This is a genomic window from Pseudomonas sp. UBA3149 (assembly GCF_002364655.1).
Classification (GTDB): domain Bacteria; phylum Pseudomonadota; class Gammaproteobacteria; order Pseudomonadales; family Pseudomonadaceae; genus Chryseomonas; species Chryseomonas luteola.
In genome coordinates this window covers 21,179-39,344 of record NZ_DEYV01000046.1, presented here as the reverse complement: position 1 = coordinate 39,344, position 18,166 = coordinate 21,179, and the positions used below count along the sequence as shown (strand labels likewise).

The 18,166-nt window shown below is 58.6% G+C and carries 15 protein-coding genes; 12 read left to right on the top strand and 3 right to left on the bottom strand.

The genetic code is table 11. From position 1 onward, the window contains the following. Nucleotides 1–22: 22 nt before the first annotated feature. From pstA to B3729_RS23255, 6 genes are all read left to right on the top strand, one after another. The gene (pstA, locus tag B3729_RS23280) at nt 23–1,693 is read left to right on the top strand and encodes a phosphate ABC transporter permease PstA (protein WP_244322641.1); all 1,671 of its coding nucleotides are present in this window, start codon (nt 23–25) and stop codon (nt 1,691–1,693) included. Nucleotides 1,694–1,767: 74 nt separating this feature from the next. Further along, on the top strand, nt 1,768–2,589 hold the full coding sequence (pstB, locus tag B3729_RS23275) for a phosphate ABC transporter ATP-binding protein PstB (protein ID WP_037030598.1): 822 nt from the start codon (nt 1,768–1,770) through the stop codon (nt 2,587–2,589). Between the two features lie 322 nt (nt 2,590–2,911). Next, nucleotides 2,912–3,637, top strand: a complete 726-nt coding sequence (gene phoU / locus B3729_RS23270) for a phosphate signaling complex protein PhoU (RefSeq protein WP_010796260.1) — start codon at nt 2,912–2,914, stop codon at nt 3,635–3,637. A gap of 127 nt (nt 3,638–3,764) precedes the next feature. Further along, nucleotides 3,765–4,613 carry a response regulator gene (locus B3729_RS23265; RefSeq protein WP_010796259.1) on the top strand — a complete coding sequence of 283 codons (849 nt, stop codon included), beginning with the start codon at nt 3,765–3,767 and terminating at the stop codon, nt 4,611–4,613. Nucleotides 4,614–4,724: 111 nt separating this feature from the next. Further along, entirely contained in the window at nt 4,725–5,627 is a 903-nt protein-coding gene (locus B3729_RS23260) for a peptidoglycan DD-metalloendopeptidase family protein (RefSeq protein WP_125889591.1), read from the top strand. A 208-nt stretch (nt 5,628–5,835) separates the two neighbouring features. Beyond that, the gene (locus B3729_RS23255; RefSeq protein ID WP_286789137.1) at nt 5,836–7,740 is read left to right on the top strand and encodes a sensor domain-containing diguanylate cyclase; all 1,905 of its coding nucleotides are present in this window, start codon (nt 5,836–5,838) and stop codon (nt 7,738–7,740) included. A gap of 57 nt (nt 7,741–7,797) precedes the next feature. Here the strand turns inward: B3729_RS23255 and B3729_RS23250 are convergent, their stop codons facing one another. The 3 genes from B3729_RS23250 to phoB all read right to left on the bottom strand — a co-directional run bounded on the left by B3729_RS23250 (nt 7,798) and on the right by phoB (nt 11,276). After that, a complete protein-coding gene (locus tag B3729_RS23250) occupies nt 7,798–9,165 on the bottom strand; it encodes a hemolysin family protein (protein ID WP_010796256.1) in 1,368 nt (455 codons plus the stop codon). Between the two features lie 69 nt (nt 9,166–9,234). Continuing rightward, nucleotides 9,235–10,569, bottom strand: a complete 1,335-nt coding sequence (gene phoR, locus B3729_RS23245) for a phosphate regulon sensor histidine kinase PhoR (protein WP_409438647.1) — start codon at nt 10,567–10,569, stop codon at nt 9,235–9,237. Between the two features lie 17 nt (nt 10,570–10,586). Further along, on the bottom strand, nt 10,587–11,276 hold the full coding sequence (gene phoB, locus B3729_RS23240; protein WP_010796254.1) for a phosphate regulon transcriptional regulator PhoB: 690 nt from the start codon (nt 11,274–11,276) through the stop codon (nt 10,587–10,589). Nucleotides 11,277–11,427: 151 nt separating this feature from the next. Here phoB and B3729_RS23235 point away from each other — a divergent pair, with 151 nt between their 5' ends. The 6 genes from B3729_RS23235 (at nt 11,428) to B3729_RS23210 (ending at nt 18,012) form a co-directional block, all read left to right on the top strand. Further along, a complete protein-coding gene (locus B3729_RS23235) occupies nt 11,428–12,231 on the top strand; it encodes an IclR family transcriptional regulator (protein WP_286789135.1) in 804 nt (267 codons plus the stop codon). Beyond that, on the top strand, nt 12,224–13,198 hold the full coding sequence (locus B3729_RS23230) for a 2-dehydro-3-deoxygalactonokinase (RefSeq protein ID WP_286789134.1): 975 nt from the start codon (nt 12,224–12,226) through the stop codon (nt 13,196–13,198). The genes B3729_RS23235 and B3729_RS23230 overlap by 8 nt, the downstream gene beginning before the upstream one ends. Then, nucleotides 13,191–13,817 carry a 2-dehydro-3-deoxy-6-phosphogalactonate aldolase gene (locus B3729_RS23225; RefSeq protein ID WP_074820823.1) on the top strand — a complete coding sequence of 209 codons (627 nt, stop codon included), beginning with the start codon at nt 13,191–13,193 and terminating at the stop codon, nt 13,815–13,817. Before B3729_RS23230 ends, B3729_RS23225 begins: the two co-directional genes overlap by 8 nt. 55 nt (nt 13,818–13,872) lie before the next feature. Then, on the top strand, nt 13,873–15,021 hold the full coding sequence (dgoD, locus tag B3729_RS23220; RefSeq protein WP_010796250.1) for a galactonate dehydratase: 1,149 nt from the start codon (nt 13,873–13,875) through the stop codon (nt 15,019–15,021). A 195-nt stretch (nt 15,022–15,216) separates the two neighbouring features. Next, entirely contained in the window at nt 15,217–16,602 is a 1,386-nt protein-coding gene (locus B3729_RS23215; protein ID WP_122041277.1) for a sugar porter family MFS transporter, read from the top strand. Between the two features lie 81 nt (nt 16,603–16,683). After that, nucleotides 16,684–18,012, top strand: a complete 1,329-nt coding sequence (locus B3729_RS23210; RefSeq protein WP_286789133.1) for an MFS transporter — start codon at nt 16,684–16,686, stop codon at nt 18,010–18,012. Nucleotides 18,013–18,166: the final 154 nt, after the last annotated feature.

Here is an 18,166-nt window from a genome sequence, read left to right as displayed (position 1 = left end):
GAACTGATAAGTGAAGAACTCCGTGAAGCAGGACTCCCTGAAGCAGTGGTTCAAAAGCGGTGCGCCGGGCATCTGGTTGAGCGGGGGCGCCGTGGCCATTGCTGTGATCATGACCATTGGTTTGATCGCCATCATCGCCGTGCGCGGTCTGGCCCATTTCTGGCCGTCTGATGTGATCGAGGCGCGTTATGCCGTACCCGGCGAGACGCCCCGCATGATCATGGGTGAGGTTGTCCAGACCGAAGAGGTACCTCGGGAGCGACTCAAGAGCGCCGGACTGCCTGTCGAGGCGGAAGGATCAACCCTCATGACCCGGGAACTCGTCAAACTGGGCAATCGGGAGCTGTACGGCAGTGATTTCGTCTGGGTCGTAGGAGATTGGCTTCAGGAACAGAAATCCCCTAAGGATGCTATTGCGCTGGAGCGCCGCGAATGGGGCAACTTCTACGGTTATCTGGTCAACGTCAAGGAGGCGGGCAGGGTCGTTGCGGAAGGGGATGCGGCTCTGCCGGCGATGCGTGAACGTCTCAAGCGCATCGATTCGCTGGCTAGCCGGATCAGCCGTATCGAGAAGGTCGAGATTGGTGGTGTCAATCACGATATCGAGCGTCTCCGGCTCCAGATGCGTAGCCTTGAGCTGGACGACCGGCTTGACGCGGCTGCCCAGGCGGATCTGGCTGCCGAGCGCAGCGAGCTGGATGCCCGCTACCATGACCTCGAGACACAGCTGAACGCATTGCGCCAGGAGTTCGAACGCGACAGCCTCACGGTGCGGGATGCCTCCGGGCAGGAAACCGAGATTCGCCTGGGTAACGTCGTCCACGCCTACCAGCCCAACGCCATGAGCAGCTTTCAGAAGCTGGGCTTCTATTTCGCCAAATTATGGGAGTTTCTATCTTCCGATCCGCGTGAGGCCAATACCGAAGGCGGTGTGTTCCCGGCTATTTTCGGAACGGTGATGATGACCCTGATCATGGCTGTGATCGTGACGCCCTTTGGTGTGATTGCCGCTGTGTATCTACGCGAATACGCCAAGCAGGGGCTGATGACGCGCCTGATCCGTATCGCTGTCAACAACCTCGCCGGTGTTCCGGCCATCGTCTATGGCGTATTTGGGTTGGGTTTTTTCGTCTACGTGCTGGGCGGTTCGATTGATCAACTGTTCTTTCGCGCGTCGCTTCCGGCTCCGACCTTTGGGACACCCGGCCTGCTGTGGGCCTCCCTGACCCTGGCCATTCTGGCTGTACCGGTGGTGATCGTAGCGACCGAAGAAGGACTGGCCCGAATTCCAAGAAGCGTACGCGAGGGGTCATTGGCGCTGGGTGCGACTCAGGCTGAAACCCTGTGGCGCGTCGTGCTGCCGATGGCCAGCCCGGCCATGATGACAGGGCTGATCCTGGCGATTGCGCGCGCAGCGGGCGAAGTGGCGCCGCTGATGCTGGTGGGCGTGGTAAAGCTTGCGCCAACACTGCCCGTGAATCTGAATTACCCCTATCTGCACCTGGATCAAAAGATCATGCACCTGGGCTTTCATATCTTCGATGTCGGCTTTCAGAGCCCGAACGTCGAAGCGGCCCGGCCGCTGGTTTATGCCACGGCGTTGCTGTTGGTCCTGGTGATTGCTGCGCTCAATCTCTCGGCGGTGGCGATCCGTAATCGCCTGCGGGAGAAGTATCGGGCGATGGACAACTAAACGAATCCGGGCGCTCGGCATACCGTGGCGCCCCAACGCGGCCGAGAGGCCCAATGGAGTCATCCATGCGTGAAATGCAACGGCCGAGGTTCGGGCTCAATGTTGGCAGGCGTGAGCGGCAAGGGCTTGACCCGGCGGCTGAGCCCGTGGCCCTGGAAGTACCCGGCTTGAACCTGTTCTATGGACAGAAGCAGGCGCTGTTCGACATCAACCTGAACATTCCCAAACAACGTGTCACATCTTTTATCGGGCCTTCGGGCTGCGGCAAGTCCACGCTGCTGCGTTGCTTCAACCGGATGAACGATCTGGTCGATGGCTGCCGGATCAATGGCGAGATTCGCCTGGATGGACAGAATATCTTTGCCAAGGGGACCGACGTGGCCGAACTGCGGCGCCGGGTCGGCATGGTATTCCAGAAGCCCAACCCGTTTCCCAAAAGCATCTATGAAAATGTGGTTTATGGCCTGCGCATTCAGGGCATCAAGAAAAAGCGCATGCTTGACGAGGCCGTGGAGTGGGCGCTCAAGGGGGCTGCGCTCTGGGAAGAGGTCAAGGATCGCCTGCATGAGTCGGCACTGGGCCTCTCCGGCGGTCAGCAGCAGCGTCTGGTGATTGCCCGAACCATCGCTGTGCAGCCGGAAGTGCTGCTACTTGACGAACCCAGCTCCGCCCTGGATCCGATTTCCTCGCTCAAGATCGAGGAGCTGATCTATGAGCTGAAGACGCGATACACCATTGTCATCGTGACGCACAACATGCAACAGGCCGCTCGTGTATCCGATTACACGGCTTTCATGTACATGGGCAAGCTGATCGAGTATGGCGATACCGACACCGTGTTCACCAACCCGACCAAGAAACAGACCGAAGATTACATTACAGGGCGTTACGGGTAATGAAACCGTCACACTCTATAGCCTACCTTATGTCTATTTAACTATCGGGTTTCCCACTGAAAGGTGTTGCTGACCAGGAAGTCAATCACTGCCCCTATACTCAAGCGCGTTTTTGCCGATAACCCAATCGGGCGCTGCGCATGGCTCAGGTGGTGTTACCGCTCAGCATCTTTTCAGAAAGGAATCTAAATAAACCGGGCAGTCTGACGATACAGTGGCAATCACAGCTTTATAGGTAAGCAGTGCCACGTAGTTGATGCGGTCTGTTCCAGGGAGCGCCGCCCGAGGGGGTTGGCTCCATTCTTTACAGGACGACAACGCCATGATCAGCAAAGAAAGCCTCAACCACCACATATCGCAGCAGTTCAACACCGAACTCGAAGAAGTCCGTAGCCATCTGCTGGCGATGGGTGGGTTGGTCGAGAAGCAGGTCAGTGATGCCGTAAGTGCCCTGATCAACGCCGACTCCGGTCTGGCGCAGCAGGTGCGGGAAATCGATGATCAGATCGACATGATGGAGCGCAACATCGACGAAGAATGCCTGCGCATCCTGGCGCGTCGGCAGCCGGCAGCGTCGGACCTGCGTCTGATCATCAGCATTTCCAAGTCGGTGATCGACCTTGAGCGGATCGGCGATGAGTCCTCGAAGATTGCACGTCGTGCCATTGAACTCTGTGAGGACGGTGAAGCCCCGCGCGGCTACGTGGAAGTGCGCCATATTGGCGAACAGGTACGCAAGATGGTTCAGGAGGCACTGGATGCGTTTGCGCGCTTCGATGCTGAGCTGGCCCTCTCCGTCGCCCAGCACGACAAGATCGTCGACCGTGAATACAAGACGGCGATCCGTGAGCTGGCGACCTACATGATGGAAGACCCGCGGGCAATTTCCCGCGTACTCAGCGTCATTTGGGCGCTGCGTTCGCTGGAGCGCATTGGCGATCACGCCCGCAACATTGCGGAGCTGGTGATCTACCTGGTCCGTGGAACGGATGTACGCCACCTGGGGCTGACCCGGATGGCAGAGGAAGTCAACAAACCGCGTGACTAATGCCATGGCCCCCGACAGGAAGGCGGCCATGTTCTCAGCTACGCTTTTGGGCTGCGAGTAAGCTTGCTTTCCCGACGTGGCGTTCAGCGATCCATGAAGCTGCGTTCGGGGCTTCATGGAGTAATCGATGGGTAAGGTATCTGTACTGATTGTGGATGACGCACCATTTATCCGCGACTTGATCAAGAAAGGGCTACGTAGCCAACTTCCGGGTATCGAAATGGAGGATGCAGCGGACGGACGCAAGGCTCAGACAATGTTGAGCAAGCAATCCTTCGATCTGATCCTGTGCGATTGGGAGATGCCGGAAATGTCGGGTCTTGAGCTGCTGACATGGTGCAGAAGCGAGCCGGCTCATCAGAAAACGCCTTTCATCATGGTGACTAGCCGTGGCGACAAGGACAACGTCATGCAGGCCATTCAGGCGGGTGTTTCCGACTTTATCGGCAAGCCGTTCACCAACGAACAACTGATCACTAAGGTCAAAAAGGCTTTAAGTCGCGTCGGCAAGCTGGAAGCGCTCGTGGCTCGTGGCCCCCAGCGTGCAGCCTCGGCTTTTGCCAACGACTCGTTGAGTGCATTGACCAATAGCCAGCCGGGCCAAGCCGCGGCGCGCTCTTCTGGTGGCGGAAAAGTCAATTTCGGTCAAGGTCAGCTGCGCCTGGCCAATGCTGGCATGGCTTGTGTAATCAAGGCCCTGAGCCTCAAGGAAGCCGTTCTGATCGTTAAGCGGGGCGATATCCTGCCTCAGGTGCTGGATAACGCTGTACTGGATCTGGAGCAGGGTGAGGAGGTGCAGGAGATTGCCCGCCTCAACGGCTATCTGCACTCCGTTGCAGCCCTGGAGCCCAAGCCTTCCAGCGAATGGCTGCAGCTGTTCTTCCGCTTTGTGGATAAGGACCCGGCCAAGCTGGAATACCTGTCCCGCCTGATCGCCCGCGGTACGGCGCAAAAGCACTACGTTCCCGGCGCGTAAGCTTCCATCATGCCGATGCCGATCATCACATCCCGACGAGTGAAGCCTCGTCGGGAGCGTGTTCCACTGATAGGCTTGCGCCCCCTGAAAAGCGCCTGGTTCTGCACCTGCATGTTGAAACGTCTCTTTTTGCTATGTGGCTCGTTCACGCTGGCGGCAGCGACGTGGGCTTCGCCCATCTACAAATACACGGATGCCAACGGTGTGGTGACCTATACGGACAAGGTTACCAAGGGCGCCAAGGTACTTGTATTTGAGGACGATACCAACGAGCGTATCGAGCGTCAGGTTCGGCTGAATACGAAAAAATTGGGCAACGAGACTGTTTTCGAGGCCCGTAACGACCTGCTGGTGCCGGTTCAGGTCGAGCTTCGTCTGGATCAGCTCAAGAACGTGGCTGGTATCAACGAGTCGGCTTCGGTCCGCCGCGTTCTACCCCCCAACAGCACCACTACCCTGATGCGCTTGAAGAAAGAGGTGCAGGGAGTGGCGATTCATTACAAGCCGACCTTCAACTATGCGATGGGCGACCCAGGGCAGGGCGCGCGAGATTATGCCTATCCGCTGCCATGGGTGGGAGGGCCGTTCCGGATCAGTCAGGGGGCAAACGGTGCATTTAGCCATAACACGCCCAGAGGACGTTACGCCATTGATATTGCGATGCCAGAGGGCACGCCTATCATTGCGTCGCGTCCAGGTACTGTGGTCAAGGTTGAAAACGATCAGCAACAGGGCCGTAGCGCCAACCCTTCGGGCAATTTCGTGCGTGTTCTGCACGATGACGGCACCATGAGTGTGTACCTGCACCTGATGCAGGGCTCGGTCAAGGTGCGGGAGGGACAGCGTGTGATGACCGGTACGCCGCTGGCGCTGTCCGGCAACACGGGTCACAGCACCGGTCCGCACCTGCATTTTGTGGTACAGCGCAACACAGGACTGGCGTTGGAGTCGATTCCATTCCGGTTTGCCCAGCCGGTCGACAGCCTGCCTAATTTTGCTGTGGGTGGGCCGTAACGCTTGATTGTTTTGCGGTTTACCTCTCAAATTTCTTTCTAGCGTCGTTCTGACTCGCCATACTTGTCTCATTAGAGAGCGGCGGGTTGTTGGGAACGCCCAGTAATTGCAAGCTTTCGGTTGTTTGCAGTGATGGAATGCTGCATAGAAAGCCTTGCTTTCTTAACGTATGAACCGAGCATTCTCAGGTCTGGTCGAGGAATGACTGATGCGTCTGTATGGGGTAATGCTGTTCTGGATCGTGTTCTTCAGCGCGTCGCTGCAGGCTGAGACCTTGTTCGATCCATTGCCCCGGGCGGTGATCCTGAACGACGCGCAGGAGAAGGTCTCGTTACACTCGGTGAGCTACCTGCAGGCTTCCGCTACCCTGACCTTCGAGCAGGCAGCGGCGGCAGGGCTTGAGGATCGCTGGCAGTCACTGGGGGATGAGACGGTCAATCTGGGTCGGCAACAGATCGGTGCCTGGCTACGCTTCGAAGTGCACAACCCCACCGATCGCGCTCAGCAGCGCTACCTGGTGATTCAGCCACCCATTCTCAATCAGGTCGATGTGCGGGTTCGCTCCCAGTCCAGCGAGTCATGGGGGCCGGTCGAAACCGCTGGGGATAGCTTGCCCATGAGCATACGTTCCCTCAAGGAGCGGGCGTTTGTCTTTCCTCTAACCCTTTCGGCAGGTGACAAGGCGTTCGTCTACCTGCGCCTGCGCTCCTATGAGCCGATGCTGGTTCCGATGTGGCTGATGACACCGGAGCATTACCAGGCGCAGGAGAAGACTTCGCTCGCCCTGCTGACGCTCTTCTTTGGCTTCATGCTGGCCCTGCTGGTTTATAACGGCAGCCGGTACTGGCGGCAGCGCGACCCCAATCATTTATGGTATTGCCTCTACCTGGTCAGCATCCTGGGCTATGAACTCAGCCTGACCGGCATCGGCCAGCGCTATCTGTGGCCGGAGTGGCCTGCGTTTTCCATCCGAACTTATGTAGGCTTTGGCTGCTTGAGCTTTCTTACGGCCATCGTGTTTGCCCGGCGCTTCCTCAATGTGGATCGCTACCGGGGATGGCGGCTGGTCGTCCTGGGGTTGATCGGTTATTGGGCCTTGGCAGCAGCATTGATTGCTATCGAGCCGATGCTGGTCCGCTTCCTGATGATCGAGCCGGCAGGTCTTGTGAGTTGCCTGCTGGGGATTGCCATGACCCTGTCGTTGTGGCGAAAGGGCAATCCGTCGGCCAAGTACCTGGCCATTGCCTGGTCCGTACTGGCGGTGAGCACGATACTGATGCTCATGGCCATCCTGGACTGGATCACGCTGTCACCGTTTATCCTGGATGTGCAAATCATCGGCTTTGCCTTCGAGTTCATGCTGCTGTCCGTTGCGCTGGATATCCGCCATGACCATGAGGGCGCCGAGCGTTTGAACATACAGAAGGAAGCCCTTTTGGCCAGCAATCAGCAGGTGCAGCGGCATAAGCAGGCTTTGCAGGCTCAGCAGCAGACACTGGAGCGGCAGCACAAGCGTAATGAGGAGCTGCAACAGCATATCGAGGCGCAGGTGGATGTGCTCGAGCGGGCCAATGAGGCATTACGAGCAGCCAATGACGAGGTCATTCGTCTGAGTACGATCGATACCCTGACCGGAGCCTTGAGCCGTCCATGCTTCGATCGCCACTTCACCGAAGAGGTCAACCGCGCCAAGCGCAATCAGGTGGTTGTGTCGCTGGTCGTGATCGACATTGACCATTTCAAGGAAATCAACGATGCCTTTGGCAGCCCGCTCGGCGATGAATGCCTGCGGGCGCTGGCCGGTCTGCTGAAGAACTACACTAAGCGCGCAGGCGACATGGCCGCCCGCTTCCGGGATGACACGTTCGTGCTTGTCCTGCCGGCCACTGGCGAGGCTGATGCAGTGGCGCTGGCCAATCGGATCTGCGCCGAAACAAGTATGCTGCGCCTGGAGTACGGCAGTGCAACCGTCAGCTTCAGCGTTAGCGCCGGCATCGCCAGTATCGTGCCGACCCTGGACGACAGTGACAAGAGTCTGATCAACACGGCGCTCAAGGCGTTGAGCCATGCTAAACAGGAAGGCCGCAACCGCGCCTACTTTGGCGAAGTCTAAGCGTGCATGAAAAGAAAAAGGCCGGCATCAATGCCGGCCTTTTTTTATAGGCATCGATCAATGATGCCGTAGGGCATCTTCTTCGCCGCCCAGCTTGATGACTTTGGCCAGAATGATCTTCGGACCTTTCATCTTCTTGATGATGATGCGCAGGCCTTCGGCTTCCAGAACCTCGTCCTCTTCGGGTACGCGCTTCAAGCTGTCATAGACGAGACCGGCCATGGTGTCCGCTTCGACATGATCCAGGTCGATGTGCAACAGGCGCTCGATCTTGAACAGCGGGGTATCGCCACGGACGAGCAGCTTGCCGGGCTGATAGGCCAACACGCCACGCTCGGCCTTGCGGTGCTCGTCCTGAATATCGCCGACCAGCACTTCCAGGACGTCTTCCATAGTGAGGAAGCCTACGACCTTGTGGTCAGCCTCTTCGACCAGCACGAAATGCGCGCCGCCCTGGCGGAATTGCTCGAGCAGGCGGCTGAGCGGCATGTGCTTGGAGACACGCTCAAGCGGGTGGATCAACTCGTCCAACTCGAACGACTCGGCCTGGGAATCCAGTCCGGCGATTGCCAGCAACAGGTCCTTGATATGCAAGACACCGATGAATACGTTCTCTTCCTCGTTGTAAACCGGGTAGCGGCTGTACTTGTGACGACGGATGATGGTCAGGATCTCTTCCAGCGAGGCCGTGTGGTCCAGGTAGATGAGGTCCTCACGTGAGTTCGCCCAGTCCACCACTTCCAGTTCTTCCAGCTCGACCGCCGACGCCAGCACACGCATGCCTTGGTCAGTAGGATCCAGCGCGCGGCTGGAGTGCAGAATCAGCTTGAGCTCATCACGGCTGTAATGGTGCTCGTGATCGCCATTGGACGAGCCCTGGCCGGCGATACGCAGAATGGCGTTTGCGCTGGCGTTGAGCAGCCAGATGGCGGGATACATCAGCCAGTAGAACAGGTATAGCGGGACGGCTGTCCACAGCGATAGCAGATCCGGCTTGCGGATAGCCCAGGACTTGGGCGCCAGCTCGCCGACCACGATGTGTAGATAGGAGATGATAAAGAAGGCTGTAAAGAACGCGATGCCATGTACAAGCTCAGGCGTATCTACTCCAGCCATGCGGAGCAGAGGCTCCAGCAGCTCGGCAAAGGCAGGCTCGCCCACCCAGCCCAGACCCAGGGAGGCCAGGGTAATACCCAACTGGCAGGCGGACAGATAGGCATCGAGCTGGCTATGCACGGTACGCAGGATACGGCCGCGCCAGCCATGGCTTTCAGCCAGACCTTCTACACGTGTGGCGCGCAGCTTGACCATGGCGAACTCGGCGGCTACGAAAAAGCCGTTGAGCAGCACCAGCAGCAGCGCAAAAAGAACAAGACCGAAGTCAGCGAAAAGTACTGAGGTATCGAAACTAGGGGAAGGGTCCATTAGGGGTTCAAAGTGATAAAAGTTGGCCCTAGCATGGGGGTCTGACGAGCGACTTTCAAGTCTCGCTCATCAGTGTTGGTGTACGGCTATTGCAGAGGCCGTCATGGAGGCCGTCTGGGAGGGTTCGAAAACACAGGTGAAAACACTGCCCTTGCCGGGAGTGCTCTCGATTTCAAGGTGTCCATGATGGCGGATCAGGACATGTTTCACGATGGCCAGCCCCAGGCCCGTACCGCCGGTGCTGGAGGCTCTGCTGGCATCCACCCGATAAAAGCGCTCTGTCAGACGGGGTAGGTGACGCGCTTCGATGCCCGGCCCGCTATCGGAAACCGACATCTGGGCACCATGGGCGTCCTGCCACCAGCGAATCCTGATCTGACCACCGTCCGGCGTGTACTTCACAGCGTTGAAAACGAGATTCGAAAAGGCACTGCGCAGCTCGGCTTCGCTGCCTTTCAAGGCCAGACTCGCGTCGGCATCCAGGGTGATCTTGTGGCCGCGCTGGCCTGAGAGCGCACGTGCATCCTGCTGGATGATTTGCAGAAGTGGCGTTACGGCGACGGGTTTGTTTTCGGCAGGGTAGTCGGTCGCTTCCAGTTTGGCCAATAGCAGCAGGTCATCAATCAGGTGCTGCATGCGGCTGGCCTGTTGCTGCATCTGGCCAAGGGCCCGCAGCCAGCGCGGATTGGTATCTTCGGCGGCGTTATCGACCAAGGTCTCCAGATAGCCGGCGATTACGGTCAGAGGCGTACGCAGCTCGTGGGAGACGTTCGCAACGAAATCCTTGCGCATCTGTTCCAGTTGATGAAGGCGGCTCACGTCCCGGACGAGCAGGAGACGATCACCTTCACCGAAGCGCGTAATCAGAATGTGAAGGTGCTGATTGGCATTCACGGGCGAAGCCAGTTCCAGCGGCTCCTGATAGTCACCCTTGTTGAAGTATTCATAAAATTTGGGATGGCGGACCAGGTTGGCGATGGGCTGACCATAATCCTGCGGCTGACGCAGCCCCAGGAGCTGTTCGGCGGCACGGTTCCACCATTCCAGGTTGCCGTTGCGGTCGATGAGGATAATGGCATCCCGCAGCGCCGCAGTAGAGGCCTGGGCACGTTCGATCACGGCTTCCAGGGCGTGGCGCTTTTCACGTTCGCGGCGCTGGGCATAATAGAGACTGTCAAAGATCTCGCCCCAGAAGCCATTGGCCTCCGGGGGTTCCACCCCTTCTTCGGCCGTGGCCAGCCACTTCTGAAGACGGACGATGTGGTAGGACATCCATATCAGATAGATGAACAGGCCGGCAGCCAGCATGGCGCCATAAGCGTCTGTCAGCCAGCCCAGGGGAAGGCAAATAACCAGGAGCAGACAGATATGGCGGGCCAGCAGTGAACGCCAATCCATGTTCAAGGCAGCACATCCCGTTTTTAAAGTTTGGTCGAGAAACGATAGCCCGTTCCGCGTACGGTCTGCACAAGATTTTCGTAGGTTTCACCCAAGGCCTTACGCAGACGGCGAATGTGCACGTCTACCGTACGCTCCTCGACATAGACGTTGCCGCCCCATACTTGATCCAGCAGCTGACCGCGGGTGTAGGCACGTTCCTGGTGCGTCATGAAGAACTGCAGCAGACGGTATTCGGTCGGCCCCATTTCAGCCGGTGAGCCATCAATGGTTACGCGGTGGCTGATGGGATCGAGAATCAGGCCATTCACTTCAATCGGCGTTTCGCTGTCGTATGTGCCTGTACGGCGCAGTACCGCTTTCAACCGGGCGACCAGCTCGCGAGGCGAGAAGGGCTTGGTGATGTAGTCATCGGCTCCTACTTCCAGACCCTGGACCTTGTTGTCCTCGTCATCCTTGGCGGTGAGCATGATGATCGGGATCGCATCCGTCAGCTCGTCACGCTTCAGGCGGCGCGCCAGCTCAAGGCCGGACGTACCCGGTAGCATCCAGTCGAGCAGGACCAGATCGGGCTTGCGGTCGACGATTAGGGCATGAGCCTGCTGCGCATTATCTGCTTCCAGGCATTCATAACCCGCCATTTCGAGCGCAACCGCGATCATCTCGCGAATGGGCGCCTCGTCATCGACGATAAGAATCGACTTGCCCGCCATGGTTCTCCTCACTGTTCTGCACGATGCTCGCGCATTAGATAACCAAATTGTTGCAGTCATGTGACAAGTCGTCGAACACTTCTTTATCCCATAATATGGGATCAGTATTCACATATTGAGATTGCAGTTTTAAAGGAATAGAGTGAGCGCCATGTCTGATCAAAACAACAACGCGCCTGCTGGCGCTCAGGCACTGTTTCGAGGCCTGGCCGTTATCGATGCCATCGCTCAGGGCGCCCGTACGCCGGCTGCCATCGGCGAGGTGATCGGCTGTACGCGCAGCACCACCCATCGGTTGGTCAATGCACTGGTGCAGGCTGGCTATCTGCGTAGCGTTGCCGGTCAGTATCAACTGGGAGCCAAGCTTATCGAGCTGGGCTTCAAGGCCCGTGACCAGCTGCCGCTGACCAACCTGGCGCGGCCCCACCTGCAGCGGCTCGCGGCGTTGACCCAGGACACCGTTCATCTGGGCGTGCGGGAGGGCGGCGACGTGCTCTACCTGGACAAGCTTCCCGGAGCCCGCGGCCTTGAAATGCGCTCGCGCGTCGGGCTGCGCATGCCGTTGGCCCTGACCGGGGTAGGCAAGGCCCTCATGCTTGATCTGCCCGAATCCGAATGGCACCTGCTCTACGAGGAAGGCCTCAGACGGCGCGCCGGGCAACCGGGTCTGCGCGAGGACTTTACGCCCTGGCCGGACTATCTGGCCCAGCAGCAGGCTTATGCTGCGGGTGGCTACACTTTTGATCTGGAAGAAAACGAGCTGGGTATTCGCTGCGTGGCCGCTCCTATTCGCGATGCCAGCGGCGCCATCGTGGCGGCCTTGAGTGTCGCCAGCGCGATTCCCTATATGCCTGAAGCACGCCTGCGGGATCTTTGCCCGGATGTCATCGCTTGCGCACGGGCCATTTCCTTTGACCTTGGATGGACAACCTCGGGTGGAGTCAGTCATGAATGAAACGGCAACGCCACGTCTGATCGGCCTCGATTGGGGCACCTCATCACTACGCGCGTATCTGCTGGGAGATAACGGCCAGATATTGGATACCCGCTCGCAGCCCTGGGGCATTCTGCATACGCCTGAAGGTGATTTCGCCAAGGCCTTTCGTGAGCTGGTCGGCGATTGGCGCGCACAATGGCCATCCGTACCCGCCATTGCCGCCGGCATGATCGGCAGCCGGCAGGGCTGGCGTGAGGTTCCTTATGTGGACTGCCCGGCCGATGTGGGTAGCTTGGCAAAAGGCCTGCTGACGTTCGACAGCGGTTGCGGTGAGCTGAGCCTGATCCCTGGCGTGATGCAGCGCGGCGCATTGCCAAACGTATTGAGAGGCGAGGAGACCCAGATCTTTGGCGCGCTCGAACTGGAGCCCGCCCTGGCAGATCATGCCTTGCTGGTGCTGCCCGGCACGCACAGCAAGTGGGCAACGATCCGCGGTAGCCGGCTCGATCACTTTTCCACCTATATGACCGGCGAGCTGTTTGCCGTCCTGCGTGAGCATTCGATTCTGGGTCGTCCTGCGCGGGAAGAGGGCAGCGAGCCGTCCAACGACGCCTTTATGCGTGGCCTCACCAATGCCCGTGAGAGCGGGGCGGAAGGCGTTATTGGCCGTCTGTTCACCACTCGCAGCCTATTCCTGGCCGGTGATCTGCCCGCGCGCCACAGCCTGGACTACCTCTCGGGCCTGCTGATCGGTGAAGAGCTGCGCAGTGTTGTGGCCAGCCTGAAGGGAGCCGTCTGCCCACCGCTGGTATTGATTGGCGATCCGGCGCTGTGTCGCCGCTATCAGGACGCCCTGGCCTTTTTCGAAATTACCGATGTACGTCTGCTTGAGCAGGCCACCCGTACCGGCTTGTGGCGCATCGCCTGTGCAGCCGGTCTGGTGACTGCCGCCACCCCTTCTCAGGAGGATACCCGCCATGTTTGACGCCTGCATGAAACAACTGCCCCTGATTGCCATTCTGCGCGGCATTACGCCTGCGGAGATCGTGCCGGTCGGCAAGGCCCTGTACGAGGCCGGTTTTCGTCTGATCGAGATTCCATTGAACTCGCCTGAGCCTCTGGAAAGCATCCGTCTGCTGTCTGCCGAGTTGGGCAACGACTGCCTGATCGGTGCCGGAACCGTACTGACCGAGCGCCAGGTGGCGGACGTAGCCTTTGCCGGTGGCAAACTGATTGTGTCGCCCAATGCCAACCTGGCGGTGATCCGCGCGACCAAGGCGGCCGGGCTGATCAGTGCACCGGGCGTGGCAACGCCATCCGAAGGCTTTGCAGCACTGGAGGCGGGAGCCGACTCGCTCAAGCTGTTTCCGGCTGAGCAGCTGGGTCCGGCAGTGGTCAAGGCATGGCGTGCGGTTTTCCCGAAGGAAACGGCCCTGCTGCCGGTCGGTGGGATCACGCCCGACAACATGGACGTATACGTCAAGGCGGGCGCCAATGGCTTTGGTCTGGGTTCGGCTATTTACAAGCCGGGCATGACCTCTGAAGACGTCAGCCGCAGCGCGCATGCGTTTGCTGCTGGCTGGAAAGCGCTGATCGGCCAGTAATCATCGGATTTGACCTGGGCCGATCCGCCGGCCCTGAACGCATCGAGGCACAACAATGAAAATCACCAAACTGACCACTTATATCGTTCCTCCGCGCTGGTGCTTTCTGAAGATCGAAACCGATGAGGGTATTACGGGCTGGGGCGAGCCAGTCCTTGAAGGCCGCGCCCATAGTGTGGCGGCGGCTGTGGAAGAGCTGGCCGACTACCTGATCGGCAAGGACCCGCGCAATATCGAGGATCACTGGACCGTACTCTATCGCGGTGGCTTCTACCGGGGCGGCGGTATCCATATGAGCGCCCTGGCGGGTATCGATCAGGCCTTGTGGGACATCAAAGGCAAGGCGCTGGGCGTACCGGTACACGATCTGCTGGGCGGCCAGGTCCGAGAAAGCATCCGCGTCTACTCCTGGATCGGCGGCGACCGTCCAGCCGAGACAGCGGCCCATGCCCTGGAGCGCAAGGAAAAGGGCTTTACCGCTATCAAGATGAATGCCTCGGAAGAGATGCAATTCGTCGATACCTTCGACAAGGTCGATCAGGTCATCGCCAACGTCGCGGCCATCCGTGACGCCTGCGGCCCGCATTTTGGCATCGGTGTAGACTTCCACGGTCGTGTTCACAAGCCGATGGCCAAGGTCCTGATCAAGGAGCTTGAGCCCTACCGTCTGATGTTTATCGAGGAGCCAGTGCTCAGCGAGAACTATGAGGCGCTCAAGGAAATCGCTCTGATGAGCAATACACCGATTGCACTGGGCGAGCGTCTGTACTCCCGTTGGGATTTCAAGCGCATCCTGCAGGACGGCTATGTGGATATCCTTCAGCCTGACCCGTCCCATGCCGGTGGCATCACCGAAACGCGCAAGATCGCCAACATGGCCGAGGCCTACGATGTCGCCATCGCGCTGCATTGCCCGCTCGGCCCGATCGCGTTGGCGGTCAACCTGCAACTGGACGCCAACTGCTACAACGCCTTTATCCAGGAGCAGAGCCTGGGCATTCACTATAACCAGGGCAATGACCTGCTCGACTACATCAAGAACCCGGAAGTCTTCGATTATGGCGATGGCCACGTGAAGATCCCGCAAGGCCCGGGGCTGGGTATCGAAGTCAATGAAGAGTACGTGATCGAGCGTGCCGCCATCGGCCACCGCTGGCGTAATCCGATCTGGCGCCACAAGGACGGCAGCTTCGCCGAGTGGTAAGCCCTGGCCTTCAGGTCGTGAAGACGAGCCGGACGCAAGAAATGCGTCTGGCTCGGCATTTTTCACATCTTGTAACGAACCTGAGTAGAGCCTGACGAGTCACTGGAAAGCCAGGTTGATAGCAAATTCACATGCCTGCATTTGCTGAGGGACCGGCATTACAAAAACAACGCCCAAAAGGCAGGAGTCCAGTTTATGACGAGTAGTACTCATACCGCCGAGAAGACCAAGGGAACCGCGGTGTTCACCTGTATTCTGGCGGCTTTGGCCGGGCTGATGTTTGGCCTGGACATTGGCGTGATTTCAGGCGCCACGCAATTCATTCAGCAAGAATTTCAAGTTTCCGACCGCGTGATCGAGTGGATCGTCAGCAGCATGATGCTTGGCGCTGCCCTGGGTGCACTCGGTGCCGGCTGGATGTCCGCTGCCCTGGGTCGCAAGCGTTCGCTGATCCTGGGTGCCATTCTGTTCGTGTTGGGATCGGTACTGTGCGGTTTCGCCTGGTCGCCGAACTCACTGATCGCCGGCCGCTTCATTCTGGGCTTGGCTATCGGCATCGCCTCCTTTACTGCTCCGCTGTACCTGGCTGAAGTGGCGCCTGAGCAGATCCGCGGCTCAATGATCTCGTTGTATCAGCTGATGATCACGGTCGGTATCCTGGCTGCGTTCCTGTCGGATACTGCCTTCAGCTACAGCGGTGCCTGGCGCTGGATGCTGGGTATCATCGCTATCCCCGGTGTGCTGTTCCTGCTGGGTGTTCTGGCACTGCCCGATAGCCCGCGCTGGCTGATCATGAAGGGCCGCAAGAAAGAGGCACTGGACGTCCTGCACAAGCTGCGCGGCAATGAAGAGGTGATCCAGCAGGAAGTGCGTGATATCGAAGAGCAGCTGCGCATCCCGCAGCGTGGCTGGCAGCTGTTCAAGGAAAACGCCAACTTCCGCCGCTCCGTTGGTTTGGGCGTACTCCTGCAGATCGTCCAGCAGTTCACCGGCATGAACGTAGTGATGTACTACGCACCGCGTATTTTCGAAGGCATGGGTTACGACACGCATGCGCAGATGTGGTTTACCGCTGCGGTGGGCCTGACCAACGTACTGGCAACTTTCATTGCTATCTTCCTGGTGGACCGTTGGGGCCGCAAGCCGATTCTCTATACCGGTTTCATCGTCATGGCGGTCGGTATGGGCATCGTGGGCACCATGATGAACATGGGTACGCTGAGTCACGGCCAGCAGATCTTCACCGTTGCCATGCTACTGATCTTTATCGTGGGTTTTGCCATGTCGGCCGGTCCGCTGATCTGGACACTGTGCTCCGAAGTGCAGCCACTCAAAGGCCGCGATTTCGGTATTGGCTGCTCCACCTTCACCAACTGGATCGCCAACATGATCGTCGGCGCTACCTTCCTGACATTGCTCAACGTCATCGGCAACGCTGCAACCTTCTGGCTGTATGGCGCACTGAACGCCTTCTTCATCCTGTTGGTGTTCTGGCTGGTTCCGGAAACCAAGGGTGCAACGCTTGAGCAGATCGAACGTAACCTCATGAGCGGCAAACCACTGCGCGATATCGGGCAGTAACGTTTGCAGGAGACCACCGGCGGCTATCGCCGGTGAGTCATCCCCGTTGTGTATAACAAGTCCAAGACAGGTGTAACGGTGATGCAACATTCTTCAACCCGCACGGCGTACAGCCAGACCCAGGCCCAGGTGCAAGCCCAGCCTGCGTCACGCTCGCGCTACTTCATCATGGTCTTGCTGTTCGTCACGGTAGTGATCAACTACCTGGACCGCAGTAATCTTTCCATCGCCGCCCCCCACCTGGCTCAGGACTTGAACATCGATCCCGTGCACATGGGGCTGATCTTGTCGGCGTTCGGCTGGACCTATGCCGCCATGCAGATCCCGGGCGGCTGGCTGGTGGACAAGGTGTCTCCGCGAGTGCTGTACCCGATTGCCATTGCGCTCTGGTCCCTGGCAACCATCGGCCTAGGCTTTGTCGGCAGTTTTATCGGCCTGGTAATCCTGCGTCTTGCAGTCGGTGCGCTGGAAGCGCCGGCGTATCCCATCAACAACCGGGTGGTAACGACGTGGTTCCCGGAAGGGGAGCGCGCCACCGCCATCGGGTTTTATACGTCCGGACAGTTCGTCGGGCTGGCGTTCCTGACCCCAGTACTCATCTACCTGCAACAGACGTTCGGCTGGCACATGGTCTTTGTGGTAACAGGCGGGATCGGTATCGTCTGGGCGGCGATCTGGTATCTGATCTACCGTGAGCCAAAAGACTTCAAAGGTGCCAATGATGCCGAAGTGGCGCTGATCGAGCAGGGCGGCGGCCTTGTAGATCTGGAGAAAAAGAATCAGTCCCGCGCTGCGTTTCGCTGGGCGGATCTGTGGGCCGTGCTCAACAAGCGCAAGCTGTGGGGCATCTACATTGGTCAGTTCTGCCTGAACTCTACGCTGTGGTTCTTCCTGACCTGGTTCCCGACTTACCTCGTCAAATACCGGGGCATGGATTTTATCAAGGCGGGCTTTCTGGCTTCGGTGCCGTTCCTGGCGGCGTTTCTGGGCGTTATTTGCTCGGGTCTGCTATCCGACTGGCTGGTGCGCCGTGGTGTTTCGCTGGGCATGGCACGCAAGCTGCCCATCATCAGCGGCCTCTTGATTTCCACCTGCATCATCGGCGCGAACTTTGTTGATACGCCGGCGCTGATCATTGCCTGTATGGCAATCGCCTTCTTTGGTAACGGTCTGGCCTCGATCACTTGGTCAATGGTGTCGGCCCTGGCACCTGCACGCCTGTTAGGGTTGACGGGAGGCATGTTCAACTTCATCGGCAACCTGGCATCCATCAGTGTGCCGATCGTGGTTGGCCTGCTGGTGGATAGCAACAACTTTGCCCCGGCTATCACCTATATCGGCATCACGGCATTGGTCGGCGCGCTGAGTTACGGGCTCGTCGTCGGCAAGGTCGAGCGCCTCGAAGAGTAATAACCCTCAAGTCAGGGTGCCGGGCAGGCACCTTGACCTACCTCTCGTTTCCTGTCTCCAACCCCGTAAATCCGAAATCCGACACATGCAAATGTGCAGGGTTGTTCTACACTTTTTTCACGCTGCTAAATCGTTTCAGCCAAAGGGCAGCGAG

Coding starts and splice junctions, on each gene's coding strand:
- pstB (WP_037030598.1), top strand. CDS start 1,768: ATGCAACGGCCGAGGTTCGGGCTCAATGTTGGCAGGCGTGAGCGGCAA.
- phoU (WP_010796260.1), top strand. CDS start 2,912: ATGATCAGCAAAGAAAGCCTCAACCACCACATATCGCAGCAGTTCAAC.
- B3729_RS23265 (WP_010796259.1), top strand. CDS start 3,765: ATGGGTAAGGTATCTGTACTGATTGTGGATGACGCACCATTTATCCGC.
- B3729_RS23260 (WP_125889591.1), top strand. CDS start 4,725: ATGTTGAAACGTCTCTTTTTGCTATGTGGCTCGTTCACGCTGGCGGCA.
- B3729_RS23255 (WP_286789137.1), top strand. CDS start 5,836: ATGCGTCTGTATGGGGTAATGCTGTTCTGGATCGTGTTCTTCAGCGCG.
- B3729_RS23250 (WP_010796256.1), bottom strand. CDS start 9,165: ATGGACCCTTCCCCTAGTTTCGATACCTCAGTACTTTTCGCTGACTTC.
- phoB (WP_010796254.1), bottom strand. CDS start 11,276: ATGGCGGGCAAGTCGATTCTTATCGTCGATGACGAGGCGCCCATTCGC.
- B3729_RS23235 (WP_286789135.1), top strand. CDS start 11,428: ATGTCTGATCAAAACAACAACGCGCCTGCTGGCGCTCAGGCACTGTTT.
- B3729_RS23230 (WP_286789134.1), top strand. CDS start 12,224: ATGAATGAAACGGCAACGCCACGTCTGATCGGCCTCGATTGGGGCACC.
- B3729_RS23225 (WP_074820823.1), top strand. CDS start 13,191: ATGTTTGACGCCTGCATGAAACAACTGCCCCTGATTGCCATTCTGCGC.
- dgoD (WP_010796250.1), top strand. CDS start 13,873: ATGAAAATCACCAAACTGACCACTTATATCGTTCCTCCGCGCTGGTGC.
- B3729_RS23215 (WP_122041277.1), top strand. CDS start 15,217: ATGACGAGTAGTACTCATACCGCCGAGAAGACCAAGGGAACCGCGGTG.
- B3729_RS23210 (WP_286789133.1), top strand. CDS start 16,684: ATGCAACATTCTTCAACCCGCACGGCGTACAGCCAGACCCAGGCCCAG.